The 20,169-nt window shown below is 28.5% G+C and carries 23 protein-coding genes and 1 pseudogene; all 24 read right to left on the reverse strand.

Annotated features, from left to right (window positions below; translation table 4 throughout):
* Positions 1-10: 10 nt before the first annotated feature.
* The gene (gene rplR, locus SDIMI_RS03950) at positions 11-361 is read right to left on the reverse strand and encodes a 50S ribosomal protein L18 (RefSeq protein WP_020836698.1); all 351 of its coding nucleotides are present in this window, start codon (positions 359-361) and stop codon (positions 11-13) included.
* 23 nt (positions 362-384) lie between these two features.
* Complete coding sequence (gene rplF / locus SDIMI_RS03955; protein ID WP_020836699.1) at positions 385-927, reverse strand: 50S ribosomal protein L6; 543 nt, start codon at positions 925-927, stop codon at positions 385-387.
* 16 nt (positions 928-943) lie between these two features.
* Positions 944-1,333, reverse strand: a complete 390-nt coding sequence (rpsH, locus tag SDIMI_RS03960; protein WP_020836700.1) for a 30S ribosomal protein S8 — start codon at positions 1,331-1,333, stop codon at positions 944-946.
* Between the two features lie 18 nt (positions 1,334-1,351).
* Positions 1,352-1,537, reverse strand: a complete 186-nt coding sequence (locus SDIMI_RS03965; RefSeq protein WP_020834740.1) for a type Z 30S ribosomal protein S14 — start codon at positions 1,535-1,537, stop codon at positions 1,352-1,354.
* A gap of 19 nt (positions 1,538-1,556) precedes the next feature.
* Positions 1,557-2,111 (reverse strand): 50S ribosomal protein L5, encoded by a 555-nt coding sequence (gene rplE / locus SDIMI_RS03970; RefSeq protein ID WP_020836701.1) that lies wholly within the window; start codon positions 2,109-2,111, stop codon positions 1,557-1,559.
* Between the two features lie 17 nt (positions 2,112-2,128).
* The gene (gene rplX, locus SDIMI_RS03975) at positions 2,129-2,446 is read right to left on the reverse strand and encodes a 50S ribosomal protein L24 (protein WP_020836702.1); all 318 of its coding nucleotides are present in this window, start codon (positions 2,444-2,446) and stop codon (positions 2,129-2,131) included.
* Positions 2,447-2,459: 13 nt separating this feature from the next.
* Positions 2,460-2,828: a 50S ribosomal protein L14 gene (gene rplN / locus SDIMI_RS03980; protein WP_020836703.1), complete on the reverse strand. Its 369-nt coding sequence runs from the start codon at positions 2,826-2,828 to the stop codon at positions 2,460-2,462.
* A gap of 18 nt (positions 2,829-2,846) precedes the next feature.
* Positions 2,847-3,104, reverse strand: coding sequence for a 30S ribosomal protein S17 (rpsQ, locus tag SDIMI_RS03985; RefSeq protein WP_020836704.1), 258 nt, complete (start codon positions 3,102-3,104; stop codon positions 2,847-2,849).
* 425 nt (positions 3,105-3,529) lie between these two features.
* Positions 3,530-3,934: pseudogene (gene rpmC, locus SDIMI_RS04750) on the reverse strand (50S ribosomal protein L29); the annotation flags it as partial.
* Between the two features lie 20 nt (positions 3,935-3,954).
* Positions 3,955-4,368 (reverse strand): 50S ribosomal protein L16, encoded by a 414-nt coding sequence (gene rplP / locus SDIMI_RS04000; RefSeq protein WP_020836706.1) that lies wholly within the window; start codon positions 4,366-4,368, stop codon positions 3,955-3,957.
* Between the two features lie 2 nt (positions 4,369-4,370).
* Positions 4,371-5,078, reverse strand: coding sequence for a 30S ribosomal protein S3 (gene rpsC, locus SDIMI_RS04005; protein WP_020836707.1), 708 nt, complete (start codon positions 5,076-5,078; stop codon positions 4,371-4,373).
* Between the two features lie 16 nt (positions 5,079-5,094).
* Positions 5,095-5,430 carry a 50S ribosomal protein L22 gene (rplV, locus tag SDIMI_RS04010; RefSeq protein WP_020836708.1) on the reverse strand — a complete coding sequence of 112 codons (336 nt, stop codon included), beginning with the start codon at positions 5,428-5,430 and terminating at the stop codon, positions 5,095-5,097.
* Positions 5,431-5,454: 24 nt separating this feature from the next.
* Positions 5,455-5,724: a 30S ribosomal protein S19 gene (rpsS, locus tag SDIMI_RS04015; protein WP_020836709.1), complete on the reverse strand. Its 270-nt coding sequence runs from the start codon at positions 5,722-5,724 to the stop codon at positions 5,455-5,457.
* A 12-nt stretch (positions 5,725-5,736) separates the two neighbouring features.
* Positions 5,737-6,579 carry a 50S ribosomal protein L2 gene (rplB, locus tag SDIMI_RS04020; protein WP_020836710.1) on the reverse strand — a complete coding sequence of 281 codons (843 nt, stop codon included), beginning with the start codon at positions 6,577-6,579 and terminating at the stop codon, positions 5,737-5,739.
* Between the two features lie 59 nt (positions 6,580-6,638).
* Entirely contained in the window at positions 6,639-6,923 is a 285-nt protein-coding gene (gene rplW / locus SDIMI_RS04025) for a 50S ribosomal protein L23 (RefSeq protein ID WP_020836711.1), read from the reverse strand.
* The gene (rplD, locus tag SDIMI_RS04030) at positions 6,923-7,549 is read right to left on the reverse strand and encodes a 50S ribosomal protein L4 (protein WP_020836712.1); all 627 of its coding nucleotides are present in this window, start codon (positions 7,547-7,549) and stop codon (positions 6,923-6,925) included. Before rplD ends, rplW begins: the two co-directional genes overlap by 1 nt.
* Before the next feature lie 20 nt (positions 7,550-7,569).
* Complete coding sequence (gene rplC / locus SDIMI_RS04035) at positions 7,570-8,292, reverse strand: 50S ribosomal protein L3 (RefSeq protein WP_020836713.1); 723 nt, start codon at positions 8,290-8,292, stop codon at positions 7,570-7,572.
* 51 nt (positions 8,293-8,343) lie between these two features.
* Positions 8,344-8,652 carry a 30S ribosomal protein S10 gene (gene rpsJ / locus SDIMI_RS04040; protein ID WP_020834754.1) on the reverse strand — a complete coding sequence of 103 codons (309 nt, stop codon included), beginning with the start codon at positions 8,650-8,652 and terminating at the stop codon, positions 8,344-8,346.
* 160 nt (positions 8,653-8,812) lie between these two features.
* Complete coding sequence (locus tag SDIMI_RS04045; protein WP_020836714.1) at positions 8,813-13,774, reverse strand: ABC transporter permease; 4,962 nt, start codon at positions 13,772-13,774, stop codon at positions 8,813-8,815.
* 69 nt (positions 13,775-13,843) lie between these two features.
* Positions 13,844-14,572 (reverse strand): hypothetical protein, encoded by a 729-nt coding sequence (locus tag SDIMI_RS04050; protein WP_020836715.1) that lies wholly within the window; start codon positions 14,570-14,572, stop codon positions 13,844-13,846.
* 61 nt (positions 14,573-14,633) lie between these two features.
* Positions 14,634-15,647, reverse strand: coding sequence for an acyltransferase family protein (locus SDIMI_RS04055; protein ID WP_041618324.1), 1,014 nt, complete (start codon positions 15,645-15,647; stop codon positions 14,634-14,636).
* A gap of 8 nt (positions 15,648-15,655) precedes the next feature.
* The gene (alaS, locus tag SDIMI_RS04060) at positions 15,656-18,331 is read right to left on the reverse strand and encodes an alanine--tRNA ligase (protein ID WP_020836717.1); all 2,676 of its coding nucleotides are present in this window, start codon (positions 18,329-18,331) and stop codon (positions 15,656-15,658) included.
* 54 nt (positions 18,332-18,385) lie between these two features.
* On the reverse strand, positions 18,386-18,643 hold the full coding sequence (locus SDIMI_RS04065) for a hypothetical protein (RefSeq protein WP_020836718.1): 258 nt from the start codon (positions 18,641-18,643) through the stop codon (positions 18,386-18,388).
* 53 nt (positions 18,644-18,696) lie between these two features.
* Positions 18,697-20,163, reverse strand: a complete 1,467-nt coding sequence (guaB, locus tag SDIMI_RS04070; protein ID WP_020836719.1) for an IMP dehydrogenase — start codon at positions 20,161-20,163, stop codon at positions 18,697-18,699.
* Positions 20,164-20,169: the final 6 nt, after the last annotated feature.

A 20,169-nucleotide genomic window follows, 5' to 3' on the forward strand; every position in this document is an offset into this window, starting at 1 on the left:
TTATCTCCTTTTAGAATTTCATACCATTTTCTTTTGCAGATTCTGCAAAAGCTTTTACTTTACCATGGAATAAATATCCACCTCTATCAAATACTACATCAGATATTTTTTTACTTTTTGCTTTTTCAGCAATATCTTTACCTACAGCTTTTGCTGCATCGATATTACATCCATTTTTTAATCCCATTTTTATTGATGATGATGCTACTAAAGTAACACCAGTTACATCGTCAATTATTTGAGCATAGAAGTATGAGTTTGATTTAAATACATTTAATCTTGGTCTAGCACTTGTTCCAGACACTTTATTTCTTACTCTATAGTGTCTTCTTTTTCTTGCTTCTGCTTTAGTGTATTTCATATTTACTTCTCCTTAGCAACAGCCTACTTACCAGCTGCTTTACCTTCTTTTCTAATGATTTTTTCATTTTTGTATTTAACTCCCTTACCTTTATATGGTTCAGGTCTTCTGTATGCTCTAATATTTGCTGCTACTTCTCCAACTAATTGTTTATCAATTCCTGATACTTTAATTTCTGTTGGCTTAGGGATTTCTACTGTAATTCCTTCTGGAATTGTGTATTCCACTGGGTGTGAAAACCCTAGTGATAAGTTGATTTTGTTTCCTGCTAATGCAGCACGATAACCAACCCCAACAATTTCAAGTTCTCTTATAAATCCTTCATTAACTCCAGTTAACATACCTTGAATTAGTGAGTTTGTAGTTCCATGTAATTGTTTTGTGTGTTTTTGTTCATTTGTTCTTAAAGTTTTTAGTTCTGCACCTTCAACTTTAATTTCAATTAATGGACTAAAAGTTTGAGTTAACTCTCCTTTTGATCCTTTTATAGTTACAACGTTATTTGCTTCAACTTTAACTTCTACTCCAGCTGGAATTGCTAATATTCTGTTTCCTATACGTGACATATATTAATTCCCTCTCTTATCAAACAAATGCTAGAACCTCTCCACCAATATTTTGGTGACGAGCTTCTTTATCTGTCATGATTCCGTTTGAAGTTGAAACGATTGCAATACCTAACCCATTTAATACTTGAGGTAAGTCATGAGAATTTGAATATACTCTCAATCCTGGTTTTGAAATTCTTTTTAATCCTTTAATAACTCTAATTTTCCCTTTGTATTTTAAGCTTATTGTAATGTCTTTCTTAAAGTCATCTGCAACTTTGAAGTCTTCGATGAAACCTTCTTTTTTAAGAATGTTTGCTATTTCTAATTTTACTTTGCTTCCTGGAATTAACACTTCTTTGTGGAAACGTTGGTTTGCGTTTCTAATTCTAGTAAGCATATCTGCGATTACATCTGTTGTCATAATTTCTTTTTCCTTTCACTATCATGAAGCTTTCTTAATACCAGGGATTTGTCCTTTGTATGCTAAATCTCTAAAGCATACACGACATAGATTAAATTTTCTCAAAACTGAATGAGGTCTACCACAGTTTCCGCAACGTGTGTATTCTCTAACTTTGAATTTTTGGACTTTTGCTTGTTTTACTTTTAATGATTTTTTTGCCATTTTATCCTATTCTCCTCAATTACTTAACGAAAGGCATTCCCATTTTTTGTAATAATGAAAACGCTTCGTCCTTTTGGTTTGCAGTTGTAACTATTGTGATATCCATCCCACGAACTTTTTTAACTTTATCATAGTCAATTTCTGGGAAGATTATTTGTTCTTTGATACCCATTGTATAGTTTCCTTGTTTATCAAAACTAGTTTTTGGTACCCCTCTAAAGTCACGCACACGTGGTAACGCAACTGAAATCAATTTGTCTAAGAATTCATACATTCTTTTTCCTCTTAATGTAACTTTTGCACCAATTGGCATACCTTCACGCAATTTGAATACCGCTAATGATTTTTTAGCTTTAGTTACAAGAGGTTTTTGTCCTGTAATTTGTTGTAATTCGAGTACTGCATCATCAAGTTTTTTAGTATCTTGCACAGCATCTCCAATTCCCATATTGATAACTACTTTTGTGATTTTTGGAACTTGCATGATTGATTTATATTGCTTTTCTTTAAATAATTCTGGGACTATTTTTTCTTTATATTGTTTTTCTAATCTATTAACATTTGCTTTTGCCATATTAACTTATCCCTTTCCTATTTAACTTCTGATCCAGATTTTTTAGCAATTCTAACTTTTTTTCCATCTGCAATTTTGTATCCAACTCTTGTAGCACTATCTTTTACTTTTGGATCAACTAATGAAACGTTTGAAATATCTACTCCTGCAGGTATTTCTCTAATTCCACCTTCTTGATCTGTTTGTGAAGGTTTTGCATGTTTAATTGCAACTATTCCTTCAACATAAACTCTTTTTTTATCTTTTGATAATTTCACTACTGGTCCAATTTTTCCTTTATGACTTCCGGCGATTACTTTTACAACATCTCCTCTTAAGATTTTTGATTTATTCATAAAAGTTCCCCTTCTATAACACTTCGGGAGCTAGAGATGCAATTTTTGCAAATCCAGCGTCCTTTACTTCACGTGCAATTGGACCAAAGATACGAGTACCTCTTGGTGATTTATCTTCTTTAATAATAACTGCAGCGTTTTCTGAAAACTTAATGTATGTTCCATCAGCTCTTCTTAAACCTCTAACAGTTCTAACAATAACAGCTTTAATAACTTGTCCTTTTTTAACAGCTCCACCAGGTGATGCTGATTTAACAGTTGCAACAACTATATCTCCAATGTTTGTGAACTTTCTAACACTTCCACCTAAATTACGTATAACTAATATTTCTTTAGCACCTGAATTATCAGCGACTTTTAATCTTGATTCATTTTGTATCATTCTGTTGTACCTCTGAAATTAGATTATTGCTTTTTCAATAATTCTAACAAGTCTAAAGTTTTTAGTTTTACTCATTGGGCGAGTTTCCATAATTTCAACTCTGTCTCCCATTTGAGCTTGTGAATTTTCATCGTGTGCTTTGTATTTTTTTGAATACTTAACACGTTTTTTGTAAATTGGGTGGTTTTTGTATGTTTCAACTAAAACAGTGATAGTTTTTTCCATTTTGTCTGAAACTACTCTACCAGTATAAGTTTTTCTTAAATTTCTTTCCATGGTTATTTAGCTCCTTTTGTAGTTGTTGTTTTTGCTGCTTTTTTTTCAGCTATTTTTTTATTAGCTTCTTCGATTTGTTTTTTTGCTTCTTCGGCATTTGATCCGAATGTATATGTTTTAGCATCTTTAGGTTTTTTTGAAAGTTTTAAATCAATACCTTCAATATCTTCACCTTTAGCTACTCCAACTTTAAGAGCTTTTACTTCAACACTATCAAGTGCTGCTTTACCCTTACCAGTTGCTTTTGCTTCACCAGTTTTTGCTGCAGCAGGTTTTGCTGCAGCAGGTTTTTTAACTGCTTCTTTTGTTTCAGTAGATTTTGTAGTTGTTGCTTTTTTAGGAGCAGCTTCTTTTTCTTCTACTTTTGGAGCAGCTTCTTTTTTAGGAGCTGCTTGTTTTGTTGTTGAAGTTTTTGTAGATGGTTTTTTAACTTCTAATTCAACTGGAGCATCATTTGAATCTTGAGTTGCATTTTGCATTGCTGCCATAATTGCATCTTCTGAAACCTCTGACCCTGTTCCAAATTGTTCATTTTGAAGTTTTTCAATCATTTCTTTATGTTTTTTACGAACTTCTTTTCCAGCTTTTTCAGCTTCTTCAACAGCTTTTGAGTAATCTGCTTTAATAGTTTTATTAATATCTTCTCCAGCATTTTTTCTCTCATTTAATAACATTTCAATTCTTGCTATATCTTTTTTAAGTGAGGGAATTCTGTGAGTTTGTTCTAAACTACCTACAGCAGCTTGGAATTTAAGTGCGAATAATTCAGCACGACGATCTTCACCAAGTTTGATTAAATCTTCAACTGATTTTGTTCTTAATTCCAACATGAAGTCAACTGCTTTAGACATTATTCATCACCTCTCTTAACAATTTTACAACGCACTGGTAATTTGTGCATTGCTAAACGTAGAGCTTCACGAGCAACTTCTTCTGAAACTCCACCAATTTCAAACATGAATTGGCCAGTTTTTACTACTGCTACTCATTCTTCAGGAGAACCTTTCCCTGATCCCATACGTACTTCTAATGGCTTTTTAGTAATTGCCATATGAGGGAATATTCTAATTCAAACTTTACCAAAACGTTTCATATAACGTGTCATAGCAATACGAGCTGCTTCAATTTGTCTTGAAGTAATTCATGCTCCATCTAATGACATTAATCCATATTCACCAAAAGCGATGAATTTTCCACCTTTTGCTTTTCCTTCATAACTCACTCTGTGAGGACGACGGAATTTAACTCTTTTGGGCATTAACATAACTATTTAACCTCCCTTGGTGTTCTTTGAGGTTTTCTATCCTCAATCACTTTAGAATTGTTTTGATTTTGTTTTCCAATAATTTCCCCGTGGTTAATTCAAACTTTAACCCCGATTTGTCCATATGTAGTTCTTGCTTCATATAGAGCATAATCAATATCACTTCTTAAAGTTGATAATGGTACTGAACCTTCTAAATATCCTTCAGTACGAGCCATTTCAACTCCTCCAAGTCTTCCAGAAACTGAAGTTTTAATTCCTTTAGCTCCTGCTTTTAAAGCTTTTCTGATTGCTAATTTTTGTACAGTTCTAAATGATGCACGGTTTGTAATTTGTTCTCCAATAAATTGAGCAACTAATTTTGCATCAACATCTGGATTTTTAATTTCAATTACTTTAACTTTTACATCAGCTTTTCTATCTTTAATTGTTTTTCTTACTGTTAAAACGATATTTTCAACATTTTTACCTTCTTGTCCAAGAACAACAGCTGGACGAGCAGAACGAATTACTAGAGTGATTTCTTTTTTAGTTCTTTCGATTTCAACTTTTGAAAGCGCTGCATTTCTTAATAACTTTTCAACAGCTTTTCTAATTTTGATATCTTGGTGTAATCACTTAACATATTCACCTTTTTCAGCGTATCAACGGTTTTCTCAACCTCTAATAACACCAATACGTAAAACGTTTGGAGATACTTTTTGTCCCATACTCTATAATTCCCTTCTATCTTTCGTCGCTAACCACTATTGTAATGTGACTAGTTCTTTTTAAAATTTCATAAGCTCTACCATGAGCTCTTGGTCTAAAACGTTTTAATGTTGCTCCTTCATTAACGAAGGCTGTTTTAACAAATAATTGATCTGCTTCCATACCGTTGTTGTTAACAGCATTGGCTACAGCTGAATTTAATAATTTTAATACTGGTTCTGAAGATCTTTTGTCTTGATTTTGAAGAATTGCTACAGCTTCTGATATTTTTTTATTTCTGATAGTGTCAATTACTAGTCTAGCTTTTCTAGGTGATATTCTAATCATATTTAATACTGCTTTTGCTTCCATTTTTGAAACCTCTATTTCCTATGACTATTTTTTCTTTTTCTTATCATCACCATGTCCACCAAACTTACGTGTTGGTGAAAACTCTCCTAATTTGTGACCTACCATATCTTCTGTAACATAAACTGGGATAAATTCTTTTCCGTTGTAAACTCCAAATGTGTGACCAACAAAGCTTGGGAAGATTGTTGAACGACGTGATCAAGTTTTAATTGTTTCTTTTTTCTCACCTAATGCTTCAACTTTTTTAATTAAATAGTCATCTGCAAAGGGACCTTTTTTTAATGATCTTGACATTTTCTAATCCTCCTATTTGTTATCGTTTCTTCTTCTTACTATTAATTTAGTAGAAGCTTTCTTTTTATCACGTGTTTTAACTCCAAGAGCTTTTTTACCTCATGGTGTTAATGGAGCTTTACGTCCAATTGGAGCACGACCTTCTCCCCCTCCGTGAGGGTGATCAATTGGGTTCATTACTGACCCACGAACTGTTGGTCTAATTCCTCTTCAACGGTTTCTTCCAGCTTTTCCTCAGTTTACTAAGTTGTATTCTTCATTTCCTACTTCACCAATTGTTGCATAACATTCAGCAAGTACTTTTCTAACTTCTCCTGAACCTAAACGTAAAGTGATATATTTTCCTTCTTCATCTTTACCTAGTATTTGTACTGAACTTCCTGCACTACGTGCAATTTGTCCACCTTTTCCTGGTCTTAATTCAACGTTATGAATTAATGTTCCCTCAGGAATATTTTTTAATGGTGCTGCATTACCAACTTTGATATCTGCATTTTCACCAGCAATAATTTCTTGACCTACTTGCATTCCTTTTGCAAATAAGATGTATCTTTTTTCTCCATCGATATAGTTGATTAAACAAATAAATGCATTTCTATTTGGATCATATTCGATAGTTGCGATTTTTCCAGCAATATCTAATTTATTACGTTTGAAATCAATGATACGATATTTTCTTTTATGCCCTCCACCTTTGTGGCGAGTTGTTATTTGACCATGATTATTTCTTCCAGCCTTTTCATTTAGTTTTGAAACTAATGAACCTTCAGGCTTTGAAGTTGTAAGGATACTATAATCTAAGCTAGTCATATTTCTGCGACCGTTAGTCGTAGGCTTGTATTTTTTGATTGGCATAATATATCCTCCTGTTTTCGCCTAATCTTTTGACAATTTATAGTACTAATTTCTTATTACTATAAGTCTGATAAGATATCTAATGTTTCTCCGTCTTTAAGTACTATGATTGCTTTTTTGAAACCTGCTGTTTTACCAACAAATTTTCCCATTCTTTTATCTTTACCATCATAGTTCATAGTTCTAACGTCTGAAACTTTTACTTTGAAGATTTCTTCAAATGTTTTTTTAATTAAAGTTTTGTTTGCTTTTTTATCAACAACAAATGTGTATGCACCATTTTGTTGACCTAAGTAAGTCTTTTCAGTTAACAAAGGTTTTTTAATAACTTGTGTTAAATGCATTATGCATACACCTCCTCGATTTTGCTAATAGCCTCTTCAGTAAGAACTAATTTAGTTGCGTTTAATAAATCAAATATATTCATTTTTTGGAAATCTAATGTTTTAATTCCTTGAATGTTTCCTGATGATTTAACAACTAATTCTTCGTGTTCTTTAGTTACTATTAATACTTTTTGATTTTCAACTTTAATGTTTTTCATAACATTTAGCATTTCTTTTGTAGAAGGTACTGAGAATGCAAATTTATCTAATATTACTAAATTTGCTTCTTTTGCTTTGATACTTAAAGCACTTCTAATTGCTAATTGTCTAACTTTTTTATTAACTGCTTTTTTGTAATTAATGTTTGGTGTTGGACCAAATACTACTCCTCCACCTCTTCATTGTGGAGCTCTAATAGATCCTTGACGGGCACGTCCTGTACCTTTTTGTCTTCAAGGTTTTCTACCTCCACCACGTACTTCAGCTCTAGTTTTTGTTTTTCTTGTTCCTTGTCTTAATGCAGCTTGTTGTGAAACAACTGTATCAAATATAGCTTGTTGATGAGGTTCAATACCTCAAACTTTATCGTTTAATGTAATTTCTTTAAGAGATGTTCCCTTAACATCTAAAACTTGTGCTTTCATGTTAATTTATGTCCCCCTAATTATTCAGCAGCTGGAGCTGTTTCTTCTACTGCAACTGGTGTTGGTTCAACAACAGCTTTAACAGCAGCGTTTCTTGATAACAATGAAACTGCTTCTTGTGCTTTTCTACCTTTAACGTTTTGTTTAATTACAACAAAGCCTTTTCTTGGACCAGGAATTGATCCTTTAACTAAAACTAAATTTCTTTCAGTATCGATTTTAACTACTTCTAAGTTTTGAACTGTCACTTGTTCATGTCCCATGTGACCTGCCATTTTTTTAGATTTGAAGATTCTGTTAATAATTGCTCCCATTGATCCAATACCTCTGTGGTATCCTGATCCGTGACCCATTGGTCCTCTTGAGTAATTATGTCTTTTGATTGCTCCTGCAAATCCTTTACCTTTTGATATACCTGTAACGTCCACAAATTCACCAGCGTTGAATACGTCGGCTGCATTTATTGTTGCACCTGTTTCGTATCCTTCCATATCTCTGATTTCTTTTACGAAGCGCTTAGGTTCTGAGTTAACTTTTTTAAATTGACCCATATCTGGTTTATTTAATAAGTTAGCTCTTTTATTGATTGTTCCCAATTTTAGTGCTTGGTATCCATCTTTTTCAACTGATTTTGTTTGTAAAACTATATTTGGTTCTACTGCAATAACAGTAACTGGAATTAATTTACCATTTTCACTAAAGATTTGAGTCATCTCTAACTTACGTCCTAAGATTCCTTTCATGATATTTCCTCCTGCATTTTTATGTTTGTTCATGTATATCTTGATTGTTTACTATAACTTAATTTCGATATTAACACCAGTTGGTAACTGAACTCTTGTTAATGAGTCCATTGTTTTTGGTGTTGGTTCAACTATCTCAAGTATTCTTTTATGTGTTCTCATTTCGAACTGCTCTCTACTATCTTTATATTTGTGAGTAGCTCTTAATATTGTAATAATTTGTTTTTCTGTTGGTAATGGAATTGGTCCACGAACTTTAGCTCCAGTTGACTCAGCTGCTTCAATAATTTTAGCAATTGATTGGTCAACAATGGCATGATCGTAACCTTTTAGTTTAATTTTAATTTTTTGTTGAGCCATTTGGTCCTCCTTCAACATTGACAACCCTTTTCAGTGTGTTGTCCTAATGAACACAAAATATACATGCCTTAAAATTATTACATAACATTTAAATAAATGCAAGTAAATATTTAAAAAACTATGGTCAATAAAAAATCAGCAATATAGCTGATTTTTTTATTTATTTCATTAATGAGACAGGCGATTCTTTACGTATTTTATATGTTGTTATTAAGATCGAACCAATAAAACTCGCAACTAGTAATAATGTTGATATCAATAGTGCTCATCAACTCAATCCTAATGGAATTGAGCCAACATTATGTTTTACATAGTTTCCAGTCATTGTAACCATTACAATACTTCCTGCAATTCCTAATAATAAAGCAATTAAGGCAAGTAATGTTACTGTTCCAAATGAATATTTAATAACTTTTCAATTTGAATATCCAAGTGATTTCATAACTATCATGAATTTTCTATACTGATTTACATATAAATCAGTAATTATTATCATTGATAATGTAGCTGTAATAATAATTACAACAATAAAGGAAATGGCAATAGTTAAAATAAGATTTGCTATTTGATTTATAAGTGCTTTTTGTTCTGTTAAGAATTCAACACTTTCCATTTCAACTGTATCATTATACTTACTCTCTCCACCCAATGTAAATTCACCAGTTTTTATATTTTTAGAAAATGACGCTTGACTAGTTAAAAAGTAAGGTTCTTTTGATTGAGACATAATACCTGTAAATCAATTTGAAGGACTATATGCTTTTTGTTCATTATTTCCTCAAATCTGATCTTCAATATTTCTCTTTTTTAAATCTTCTGCAGTATTTCAAGTATAAGTTTTAATACTTTGACCATCAGCTAATTTATAGCTTTCCTTTTGATCTTTTTCAAAAACATAATTATATGGAATATATTGAGAATTTGAGTACCCATGTACTAAATTAGCAAGTCCTTGGTCTGCTAAAATAACATTTTTACCATAAACATCTACAGTTGAAACTGGAACTAAGTTTATACTTTTTAGATTTCAATCCATTTGAACATCTTTATCTATTATTCCAGGATTACTTTCAAGTAAATTCTGTCTCATGAAAGAGTTTTTATAAGCTAATAAGTTTACAATTTCTCCTCCAATTTCTTGTTCTTGATAGTTTGAATCATAAGTCATTGAATAAGGTCTAATTCATATATATTTTTCAGGTTCTTCTCCATCTAAAACTTTTTCTCATTGTTTTTTAGTAGATTCAGGTACTTCTTTTTTAGTAAGAGGTCCATATCAATTATTTTTTTTATCTCCTTTAGACAATGCAGTTAGACTATCTTCATACTTATCAGGAATAATTAAAAATAAATTATCATAGTTATAATATGGTCTAACTTCAGTTTTTAAAATTTCATTTTCTGTATAAAAGTTTGCAAATCCTTTTGCATAATCTTTTATATTTTTAGCATTTTTAGCTCTATTAAAAGAGAAATCATTTGATGTGTATTCATATGAACTTGCGAAAGTAAATTTAGAAGTATCCAATGTTGCAGGATCTAAATATCTATCTCTCGAATTAGAAGAACGTGAAACCTCAATTCAATCTTCATCATCATAAACTCATGCACTATTTGGAATATTAACTCCATCTTGTGACATAACAAATCTTTTTGCTATAAATTTTTTTATTCCAAAAATGGAATCTTTTGAATTATTCATTTTAAATCTTGCTTGATCATTTAATGTTACAGGAATATATAAGTTTCCATTTGAATATAATTTAAATCCATTTTTTGTAGTAATATCTTCAGTTGAATCACCTTTTAATACTTTTTCCAAATTATTTAATGATTCAGAATCTAAATACATTTTATTTGAATCTTCTTTTAAGTTATAAGCTTTTTGGTTTGATTGTACTCCTACTAAAGACATTTGCTTATTTTGATTTGTAATAAATTTAGTTGATGTATAAAAATCATCTTCTCCTGGTATATAGTTAGTAAAAGTCCATCCAAATGAATATTGATTATATCTATTTTCACTTTTACTTAAATAACTTTTTACATAACTTGGAGTTTCACTAAGAATAGCTGCCATAATGTAATCTTTTCAATTACTTGCGTTTTCATCATCAACTTCACCAGGGAATATTGATTTTAAAATTGGTGGCAATCCTTCTGATAGAAGTGAGGTAAGTTCATCAATTCTTTTAATTCTATCTTGTGTAGAATTAAATAAATTTTCTTCCTCATGAGTATGGGCTAATCATTCAATTATTCTTTGAATGTCTGCGATATTAATACCTCTACCAATTGTTTGAGGTAATCCTGAACCAAATAAATACCCAATCATTTTTATTAATTCTCCATTTTTACTTAAAGTATCATAAGTTCAATTTGGTGTTGCTTGATTTCCATTTGTTGAGTCTTTTCTAAATAAAAATTTAGGTAATATAGAATAATCTGTTGGTCCTGTTACATTTGTTATTGAATCAGAAAGATAATCAACTGTTCCATAATTTCCTTTAACATTATTTAAATATTGCTCATAATAATCAACACCATTTCATGGAGATAAACTAGTTTTTGATAATGGTGAATTACCAATTGGCTCTAAATTCTCAATTTGATTTGAATATTTAACATTTTTGTAATATGAAGTTACTGCTGTATTTACCATCCCTGGAATTGACATTGAAGTTGTAACTAATAATGTTGCAATTAAAACAGTGAAGGTTGAAACTAAAGTTGGCTTAATTCCACTAATTGCCAATTCAATACTAAATTTAGTAGTAAATTTAGTTCTTTTAGTCAATCTTAATTTTAGATTATCTAATCATTGAATTCTTTTAACAACTTCTTTTTTATTAAGAATTTCTAATACAGGTTTTTTTATTAAAATATATGCTGTTATATATGAAACAAGAATAGTTCCTAATCCAAATAACAACATTAATATAGCTAATGCCTCAGGGCTAAATCTTGCTTGATTATATGCTCCCCCTGTGTAAGATATGAATAAAATTGAAAATAACTCTTGTACATATCCCCCAATAAATCATGTTATTGGAACAACAAATAATAATAGTACTAATCCATATGATATATATGAAATAGCAATTTGACTTGTCTTTGTTCCTAATGCTTTTAAAATTCCAATTTCACCTGAGTTAAACTGTATTGTTTTTTTGATTGCTATTAACATTGTAACAATACATATAGCAAGTATTATTGAACAAACTATGTATGATATTGTTGAAAAAGTTTTTAGTACTAAAGGCATTAAGATTCAGTTAATTGAAAATACACTTGATTTAAATCCCTTTAGTGAATAAGGATAAACAATATTTGATTTACCTTCATTATTTTCATTATCTTCTTTTAAATTTTGTAAATAGTTATAATTAAGAGATTTAAATATACTTATATTTTTATCTAAATTATCTTTATTTTTTGATGTTATGAATCTATATAAATTTGTTGTAGCAACTTTTGCTTCGTTTCTGGCAATAACTTCATTTACAATATTCTTATTTAAGTAAATTATTGCACCTTTTTTATTATTTGGAAAAGGTACTGTCATTTCTGCAACCGGAAAGTTAGTATATGGATCTGCTGCAAAACCTGAAACAATTAAGTTTGCTTGCCCAACTTTAATATTACTTCCTAAATTAATTTTATTTGCTTTTGCATATTGGGGATTTACAAGTACTTCATTTTTAGTTCTTGGCTTATTCCCTTGATACACAGTTACATTTTCTTCAACTCATTGATCCATTAAGATAAATCTAAAATGTTTTTCAGATGAATTATCTGAATATACTATTTCCATTCTAGAATTGAGATCCAATTCTGATGCTTGAGCTATTAAATTTTGTCTTACATAGTATGATGATGCAACATTTGCATTTTCATACTTATAATCATCTTTTTTTATAAAATCATTCTTACCTTTTAAAATATTTTCAAGATATTTACCATTACTAATTAGTTTTAGTGCGTCACCTTTATCGTCAACATTACCTTTTTGATCTGCATGAATTAATTGACCTTTAGCACCAACTTCATAAATATTTCCTGTTGAATTTTCACTATTAAAGTCATCAGAAAATAATCAGTTATAAAGAATATCTCCATTTCCATTTCCATTTTCATTATTAAGTTTACTTGATTTCTTAAATTCATTTAAGACAAGCTCTGTACTTGGATTTTCTGAATTTTCTTCAATAGCTTTGTCCATTCAATATTGAACATAATCATGAATCATTTTATTTAGTTGATATACTATTGAAACAAATGCAAAGTCAATATAAGTATTAATTTCTCTTTGAAAATTTGATAATTCTGAATAATTATAATCTGCTAAATCTGAAACTATATCTTCAGATTTTAAAATTCCTTTATTGACTAGAATTGCAAAAGTAGAATTCTGAGATCTAAAGTTTGAATTAGGATTAACTATTTCATTATTAAGTTCTTCTTTTAATAAACTGATTGTTGTATTTGTAAAATTTTTCATTTGTTTTGCAATATAGTAATTATCTTCATTTGTATAGACTTCAACTGGAGAATAATTTACATCTTCTGCATTAATTATTTTTAATGTCTGATATCAATAATTAGTTTGATAGATATTTGAATTAGTTGAATTTATACCATATGCATTAAAATATGGTTTTTCATCACCATCAGTAAATTTATAATTAAATCATGGATTATAATATTCTTTATTATTTATTAAAGAATTAAATGCAGTTTTAAATTTATCATTTTTTAAAGCTTCTGTAATAAAAGTCTCTTTAGTCCCATTTACATTTGCTATATTTACATTATATGCAAGTGGATTTCCATCATTATCTTTTAAATATTCATCTGATATAAAGTCCATTATTGGAACCATATTTTTAGAATTAATTGAACCAATTGTTTCTAATGAATCTTCACTGTAAAAATCAAAAGGTTCAACCTTATGCATTGTTCTTTCATATTCAAATTTTATTCTGTCATTTATGGAATTAGTAACACTTAAAATAAGTGATGCAAAAAAACCAAGTATAACGATCAGAATAAATTGTGTTTTATATCTAAAAACACCCTTCAGTCCTTGTTTTATCAACAAGAAAAAAATGTTCTTTTTCATATTATTCTTCTCTTTTCTTATTTAAAATTTTTTCCTATTATTTTTTCAATAAAAACATAAATATTAAATTTAAAAGATTTCAGGAGGTGTAGTTCCCTTTTTTAATGTTTTAAGTTCGTGTGATTCAATATTACTTATTAAAATAACTTTTTCTTCTCAGGTATCTTTAAGAGTATTTGATTGAATATTTATAACTTTAATTTTTTCAAATATGATTTGCAACATAATATCTAATCTTATTGCTTCTTTATAAATTTTATCAGAAACTTCTTGATTTGAAGTTGAAACTATTTTAATTACAGAGTAGAAAAACAAACATACAAAAAGATAAAAAACTGAGTAAATTAAAAATATATTTACAAAAATAACAAAAATAATTGATGCTATTCAAACAGTACCAATATTTATATATTTAGAACCTTCAAATTGAGTTCATCACTCAAATTCCTCAGTAATTCTATCAGTACGTTCAAATGCAGATAATGCTACACAAAAAGATATAGCAAAAAAGATCAAAGTTATAAACATAGTCATATAAAATCTAAAATTATTATTTAATGAATGCATATTCAATAGATTTCTTCTTGTAATTTCGTAATTATATTTCTCAGCGTGTTTTAAAAATTTAGTAATAAAATTTGTAATAAAATATATTGCTATAATTCCTAAAACTATATCAATAACTAATGAAAATGTTAATATAGCAATTTTATTTTCTAAAATAGTTTGAATTGGAAATGTTAAAAAAATTAAAGAAAATATAGCTATTAAATATGAATTCTCTTTTATTTTTTTCATAACTACCCCGCTTGTTAATATTATAATTTAAAAAAAAAAAAAAAAAGCAGTAAAATGAAAACTACTTTTTTATATAAATAAATTTTTTACATTTTATAATAACTGAAATTATAAAATTATTTAAATAGTTTATTATTTTTTCCATTGGTCAAAATAAAATCAAAGCAAATAGAAATGAAATTGAAAATACTAAACTGGTTAATAAAATAAATGCAAGATCATTATTTGCTGTTACATTTGAAACAAAAAGTAAGAATATTTTTATAAATGAATAATTAATAAAATATATAGGTATGGATAATTTTCCCAAAATATTAATAATTTTATTTTCCTTAATTTTAAATTTACTAAATATATGAAAAATAGATACAGCAGTAAAAATTGAACTAGGATTATTATTTCCAAATAAATAACTCGTTTTACCTGGAATAATTATAAAAAGAAAGATGTTTATAATCATTGCTAATGGTATTCATACTAGTGATGCAATATATAACAGATCATTATTTTTATACATTAATTTATGACTATGAAGCTTTAACCAAGCACCTGTCATGTAGATTATATTTAAATAAAATATATTATTAATAGAAAAATTTTTAAAATACTCTAAATGTCTAATGACTCCATAAAAAGTTGCATAACAAGCAACTATTACAAAAAGTGAATATCAAATATTAGTTCTTTTTAAAAAATAATTAACAGGAATAGAAAGAATATATACAAATAATAAAGTTCATATGTATCACATATTGATTGTCCCATAATTGTATAATCACTCCGTTTTATTAAAACCCTCTATTTTTCCAAAAAATAGACTTTCTATTATTAAATTTATAAATATAATAACAGTTAAATAAAATACAATAGTAAGAAATAGTTTTAAAATACTTGGATAACTCTTATTAATCATAAAATATCCTGAAATAAGTGCAAAGACTAAAACTCCACTTCCTATAATTGGAGCAAAAGAAACAAAAATTCAACTTGACTCTCCGCCACCTACTCTTGTATGATACATAACCACAGTTATACACATTAAAAACCTTAACAATTCAATGTTAGTCTTTCTCATTTTTACCCCTAAACAATTTTTCCTTGGGCAAAGGTATTATTACCTCCACCTTTTACTTCATAAGTTCCATTATTCTTAAATATTTCAATTGCTTTATTTTCATTTGAAATATTTTCACTAACAGAAACAATAAATATTTTTTCTGTTGTATTTGCAAATTTTATAATTAAATTTGCAAATTTATTTTGTAATTTATCTGAAAGAGTTTTTAGTTCTTTCATTTCAAGATCATTAATTTCCATTTCAATTCAATTTAGTCCATTTTTTTCAGTTGGTATAATATTTGAATACTTTGTTAAATTTTGTTCAATTAATAAATTTTCAATTTCCTTTTGATATGGCTTAAATAAATTTTTTAAATCATTAACTTTTTGTTTTATTAAATTCAAATTATTTTTTGTTATATCCATTGAAAGAATATTATTAATTTCTTTTTCAATATTTTCATTTGCCAATTTAATTTTAAAATTATTAAATTTATCAACTATTGAACTAATCTCAACTTTTTGCTTTCTGAATTGCTCATTTAAAAAGTTTGCCACTTCTTTATGACTTGTTACAGCATGATATCTAAATACTCCACTACCTTTTGATTCAACTGAAGTTATAAATAAATCTTCAATATCTTTTGTATTTTCAACATGAGTTCCACCACAAAGTTCACAAGAGAAATCTGCAAATTTAATTACTCTTACTATTCCACCATATTTTTCAGTAAATAAAGCTAAAGCATTATGCTTTTCAATAGCTTCTTCTAATGAACAATAAATGATTTCTCTTGGTAATGCATTCTTAATTTCCCTAGAAATTATTTGATGAATTTTATCTATTTCTTCTTGATTTGGCAATCTATTATAAGAAATGTCAATTCTTAGTCCATTTTCATCATTATAACTACCATTTTGTAATGCTTCTTTTCCTAAAACTTCTTGAATTGCAGCTTGAAGTATATGTGTTCCTGAATGATTCTTCATTGTGTAAAAGCGTTTCTCACTATTTATTTGTGCACTTACATTTTCACCAACTTCTAAAGTACCGCTCACTTGAACTTTATGAATATGTTGTCCACCAGGTCCTGTTTGTACATCAATAACTAAATGACGATTTTCATTTTTATCTATTAAATAACCATTATCTGATGCCTGTCCACCTTTTTCTGCATAAAAGGGAGTTTTTTCAAGAGTCATAAATACTATTTGATCTTTTGCTTGTTTTAAAGAAGTTTCATCTTCAAAAATAAAATTAATTTTTGTTAAACAATCCTCTTTTTCATAACCAATAAATTCACTTTCAACTTTTAAACTTGTTAAAATAGCTGATTGTTTATTTCAAGCTTTATCACTTTTTCTTGAATTTCTTGCAAGTTCTTTTGTTTCTTCAAGCAGTCTTTCATAATCTTCTAAATCTACACTTACATTGGATTCACTTGCAATTTCAACTGTTAATTCAATTGGAAATCCAAATGATTCAAATAATAATAATGCATTTTTTCCTGTAACTTTATTTTCTGTTTTAATTATATTTTCTAAATGTTCAAAACCTTTTGAAAGAGTTTTTAAAAATCTTATTTCTTCTTGTTTAATTATTTCTTTAACTGATTCTGATTTTTCAATTAAATATGGATAAAAATCTCTCATTGCTTCGATTACTTTATCAACTAGCTTATATAAAAATGCTTCTTGTATCCCCAATTTTCTTCCATAAACTGAACTTCTTCTAATCAATCTTCTAATTATATATCCTCTATCTTTATTTCCTGGAAATACTCCATCACTTATTGCAAAAACTACTGCTCTAACATGATCTGCAATTACTTTAAAAGCAGTATTAACTTTTGTTTGCTCTTTGTTTTCATTATAGTAATTATCAATTGAATATTTAAAATTTGAATTACAAAGTTTTTCAACTTCTTGAATTGTTGGAAAAAATATATCTGTTTCAAAATTTGTTGGTGCATCTTGAAAAATAGAAACAAGTCTTTCAAATCCAGCACCAGTATCTATATTTTTTCTTGGTAATTCTGCATAGTTATTATTTCCATCATTATTAAATTGAGAAAATACTATATTTCAAATCTCAATATAACGATCATTTTCAATATCTTCTTCTAATAGTTTCGAACCTATTTTCTCAGGATCTCAGTTTTCTCCACGGTCAAAAAAGATTTCAGTATTAGGTCCACATGGACCTTGACCAACATCTCAAAAGTTTGTATCTCTTGTTCCTTTAAAAATATGATCTTCTTTTATACCAATTATTTTAGTTCAGACATCATATGCTTCACTATCTTCATTAAAAACAGTTATATATAAAAGTTCTGGATTAATATCAAATCATTTTGGAGAAGTTAAAAGCTCTCAAGCAAACTCGATTGCTTCTTTTTTAAAATAATCACCAATTGAGAAATTCCCTAACATTTCAAACATTGTTTGATGACGCGCAGTCACTCCAACATTTTCAATATCGTTTGTTCTAATTGATTTTTGTGAATTAGTTAATCTTGGCGAAGGTGGGTTCATTCTTCCATCAAAATATGGTTTTAAAGTAGCCACACCTGAATTAATTCATAATAAGCTTGGGTCCTCAACAGGTACTAAACTAACAGGTTCTAAAAAGTAGTGATCTTTTGATTTAAAAAAATCTAATCACATTTGTCTAATTTCATTTGCAGTAAGTTTCTTCATTTTATTTTCTCCTTAAAGATAACAAAATAATTTTAGCATATATGCTAATTATTTTTATATAAAGCAATCCTTATGAACAGCCATTGTTATCCCACTAAATTCAACTTCATTATAATTTTCATTGTTATAAAATTTAATATTTCATGCATCTGGTCCATTTTCTTTTGAATAATGTTTATTATAGTCCATTGTTTTTAAACAAACTATACAAAGTCTGTGAATATCTAATTTATCTTCTTGACTCCCACACTGACATAGCATTGCATTACTTCAAGCATTTGTTGCAATATCATCTAATCTAATTTTTTTCATTTTTAATACCTCTTTTAAATATTTTAAAACAAAAAAAGGTTCCTATGAACCTTTTATTTATTATAATTTGGAGCTTCTTTTGTAAGTTCCACATCATGGGGATGACTTTCTTTTAAACTTGCATTTGTAATTCTTACAAATTTTGTGTTTAATCTTAATTCATCTATACTTTTGCTTCCAGTATATCCCATTCCACTTTTTAATCCACCCATTAATTGAAAAATAACATCTCTCATTTTTCCTTTGAATGGAACTCTAGCTTCAATTCCTTCGGGTACTAATTTCTTAGCACCTTTTTGAAAGTATCTGTCGCTACTTCCTCTCTTCATTGCAGCAAGAGAACCCATACCAACATAACTTTTATATTTTTTACCATTTGCAATAATTTCTTCTCCAGGAGATTCTTCTGTTCCTGCAAAAATACTTCCCATCATTACACAATGTGCTCCTGCTGCAAGTGCTTTTACAATATCACCAGAATATTTAATTCCTCCATCAGCTATTATTGTTACATCTTTGTCTTGTGCTCAATTAAATACATCATTTATTGCTGTAATTTGAGGAACACCAACTCCTGCAACAACTCTTGTAGTACAAATACTTCCTGGTCCCACTCCAACTTTTACACTATTTGCACCAGCTTCATAAAGTGCTTGTGCTCCTTGGGCAGTACAAATATTTCCTGCTATAATATCTAAATCTTTATATTTTTTTCTAATTTCTTTGACAATATCAATAATACCTTTACTGTGTCCATGTGCTGAATCAACTACAATAATATCAACTTGTGCTTTTACAAGAGCATCAACTCTATCCATGCAATCTACACTAACTCCAACAGCTGCACCAACTCTTAATCTACCTTTTTTATCCTTACAAGCATTTGGATGATCAATTGCTTTATCAATATCTTTTGTAGTAATTAAACCAATTAATTTATTATTTTCATCAACAATTGGTAATTTTTCAATTCTATTTTTTAATAGAATTGCTTTTGCTTGTTCTAAAGTATTTGAAGGATTTCCTGTAATTAAATTTTCTTTTGTCATTATTACATCAACAGTTGCTTTAAAATCCTCAAAATATTTTAAATCTCTATTTGTAACAATACCAATTAATTTTAAATCTTCATCAACAACTGGAAGACCTGAAATTTTATATGTTGCCATAATTTCATTTGCATTTTCAACAGTAGTGTCTTTTGTAATTGTAATTGGATCAGTAATAAAACCAGATTCATTTCTTTTAACTTTCTGAACTTCTAAAACTTGCTCTTCAATAGTTAAATTTTTATGAATTATACCAATTCCACCAGCTCTTGCGATCTCAATTGCAAGTCTTGATTCAGTAACTGTATCCATAGCTGAACTTAATAACGGAATACTTAATTCAATATTTTTTGTTAATTTAGTTTTTAAACTAACTTCACTTGGCAATACTTCCGAATAACCCGGAACTAGTAAAACATCATCAAAAGTAATTCCATCATTAATTATTTTTCCATTTAAATTATTATTCATAAAGTA

This window comes from Spiroplasma diminutum CUAS-1 (assembly GCF_000439455.1).
Classification (GTDB): Bacteria; Bacillota_I; Bacilli_A; order Mycoplasmatales; family Mycoplasmataceae; genus Spiroplasma_A; species Spiroplasma_A diminutum.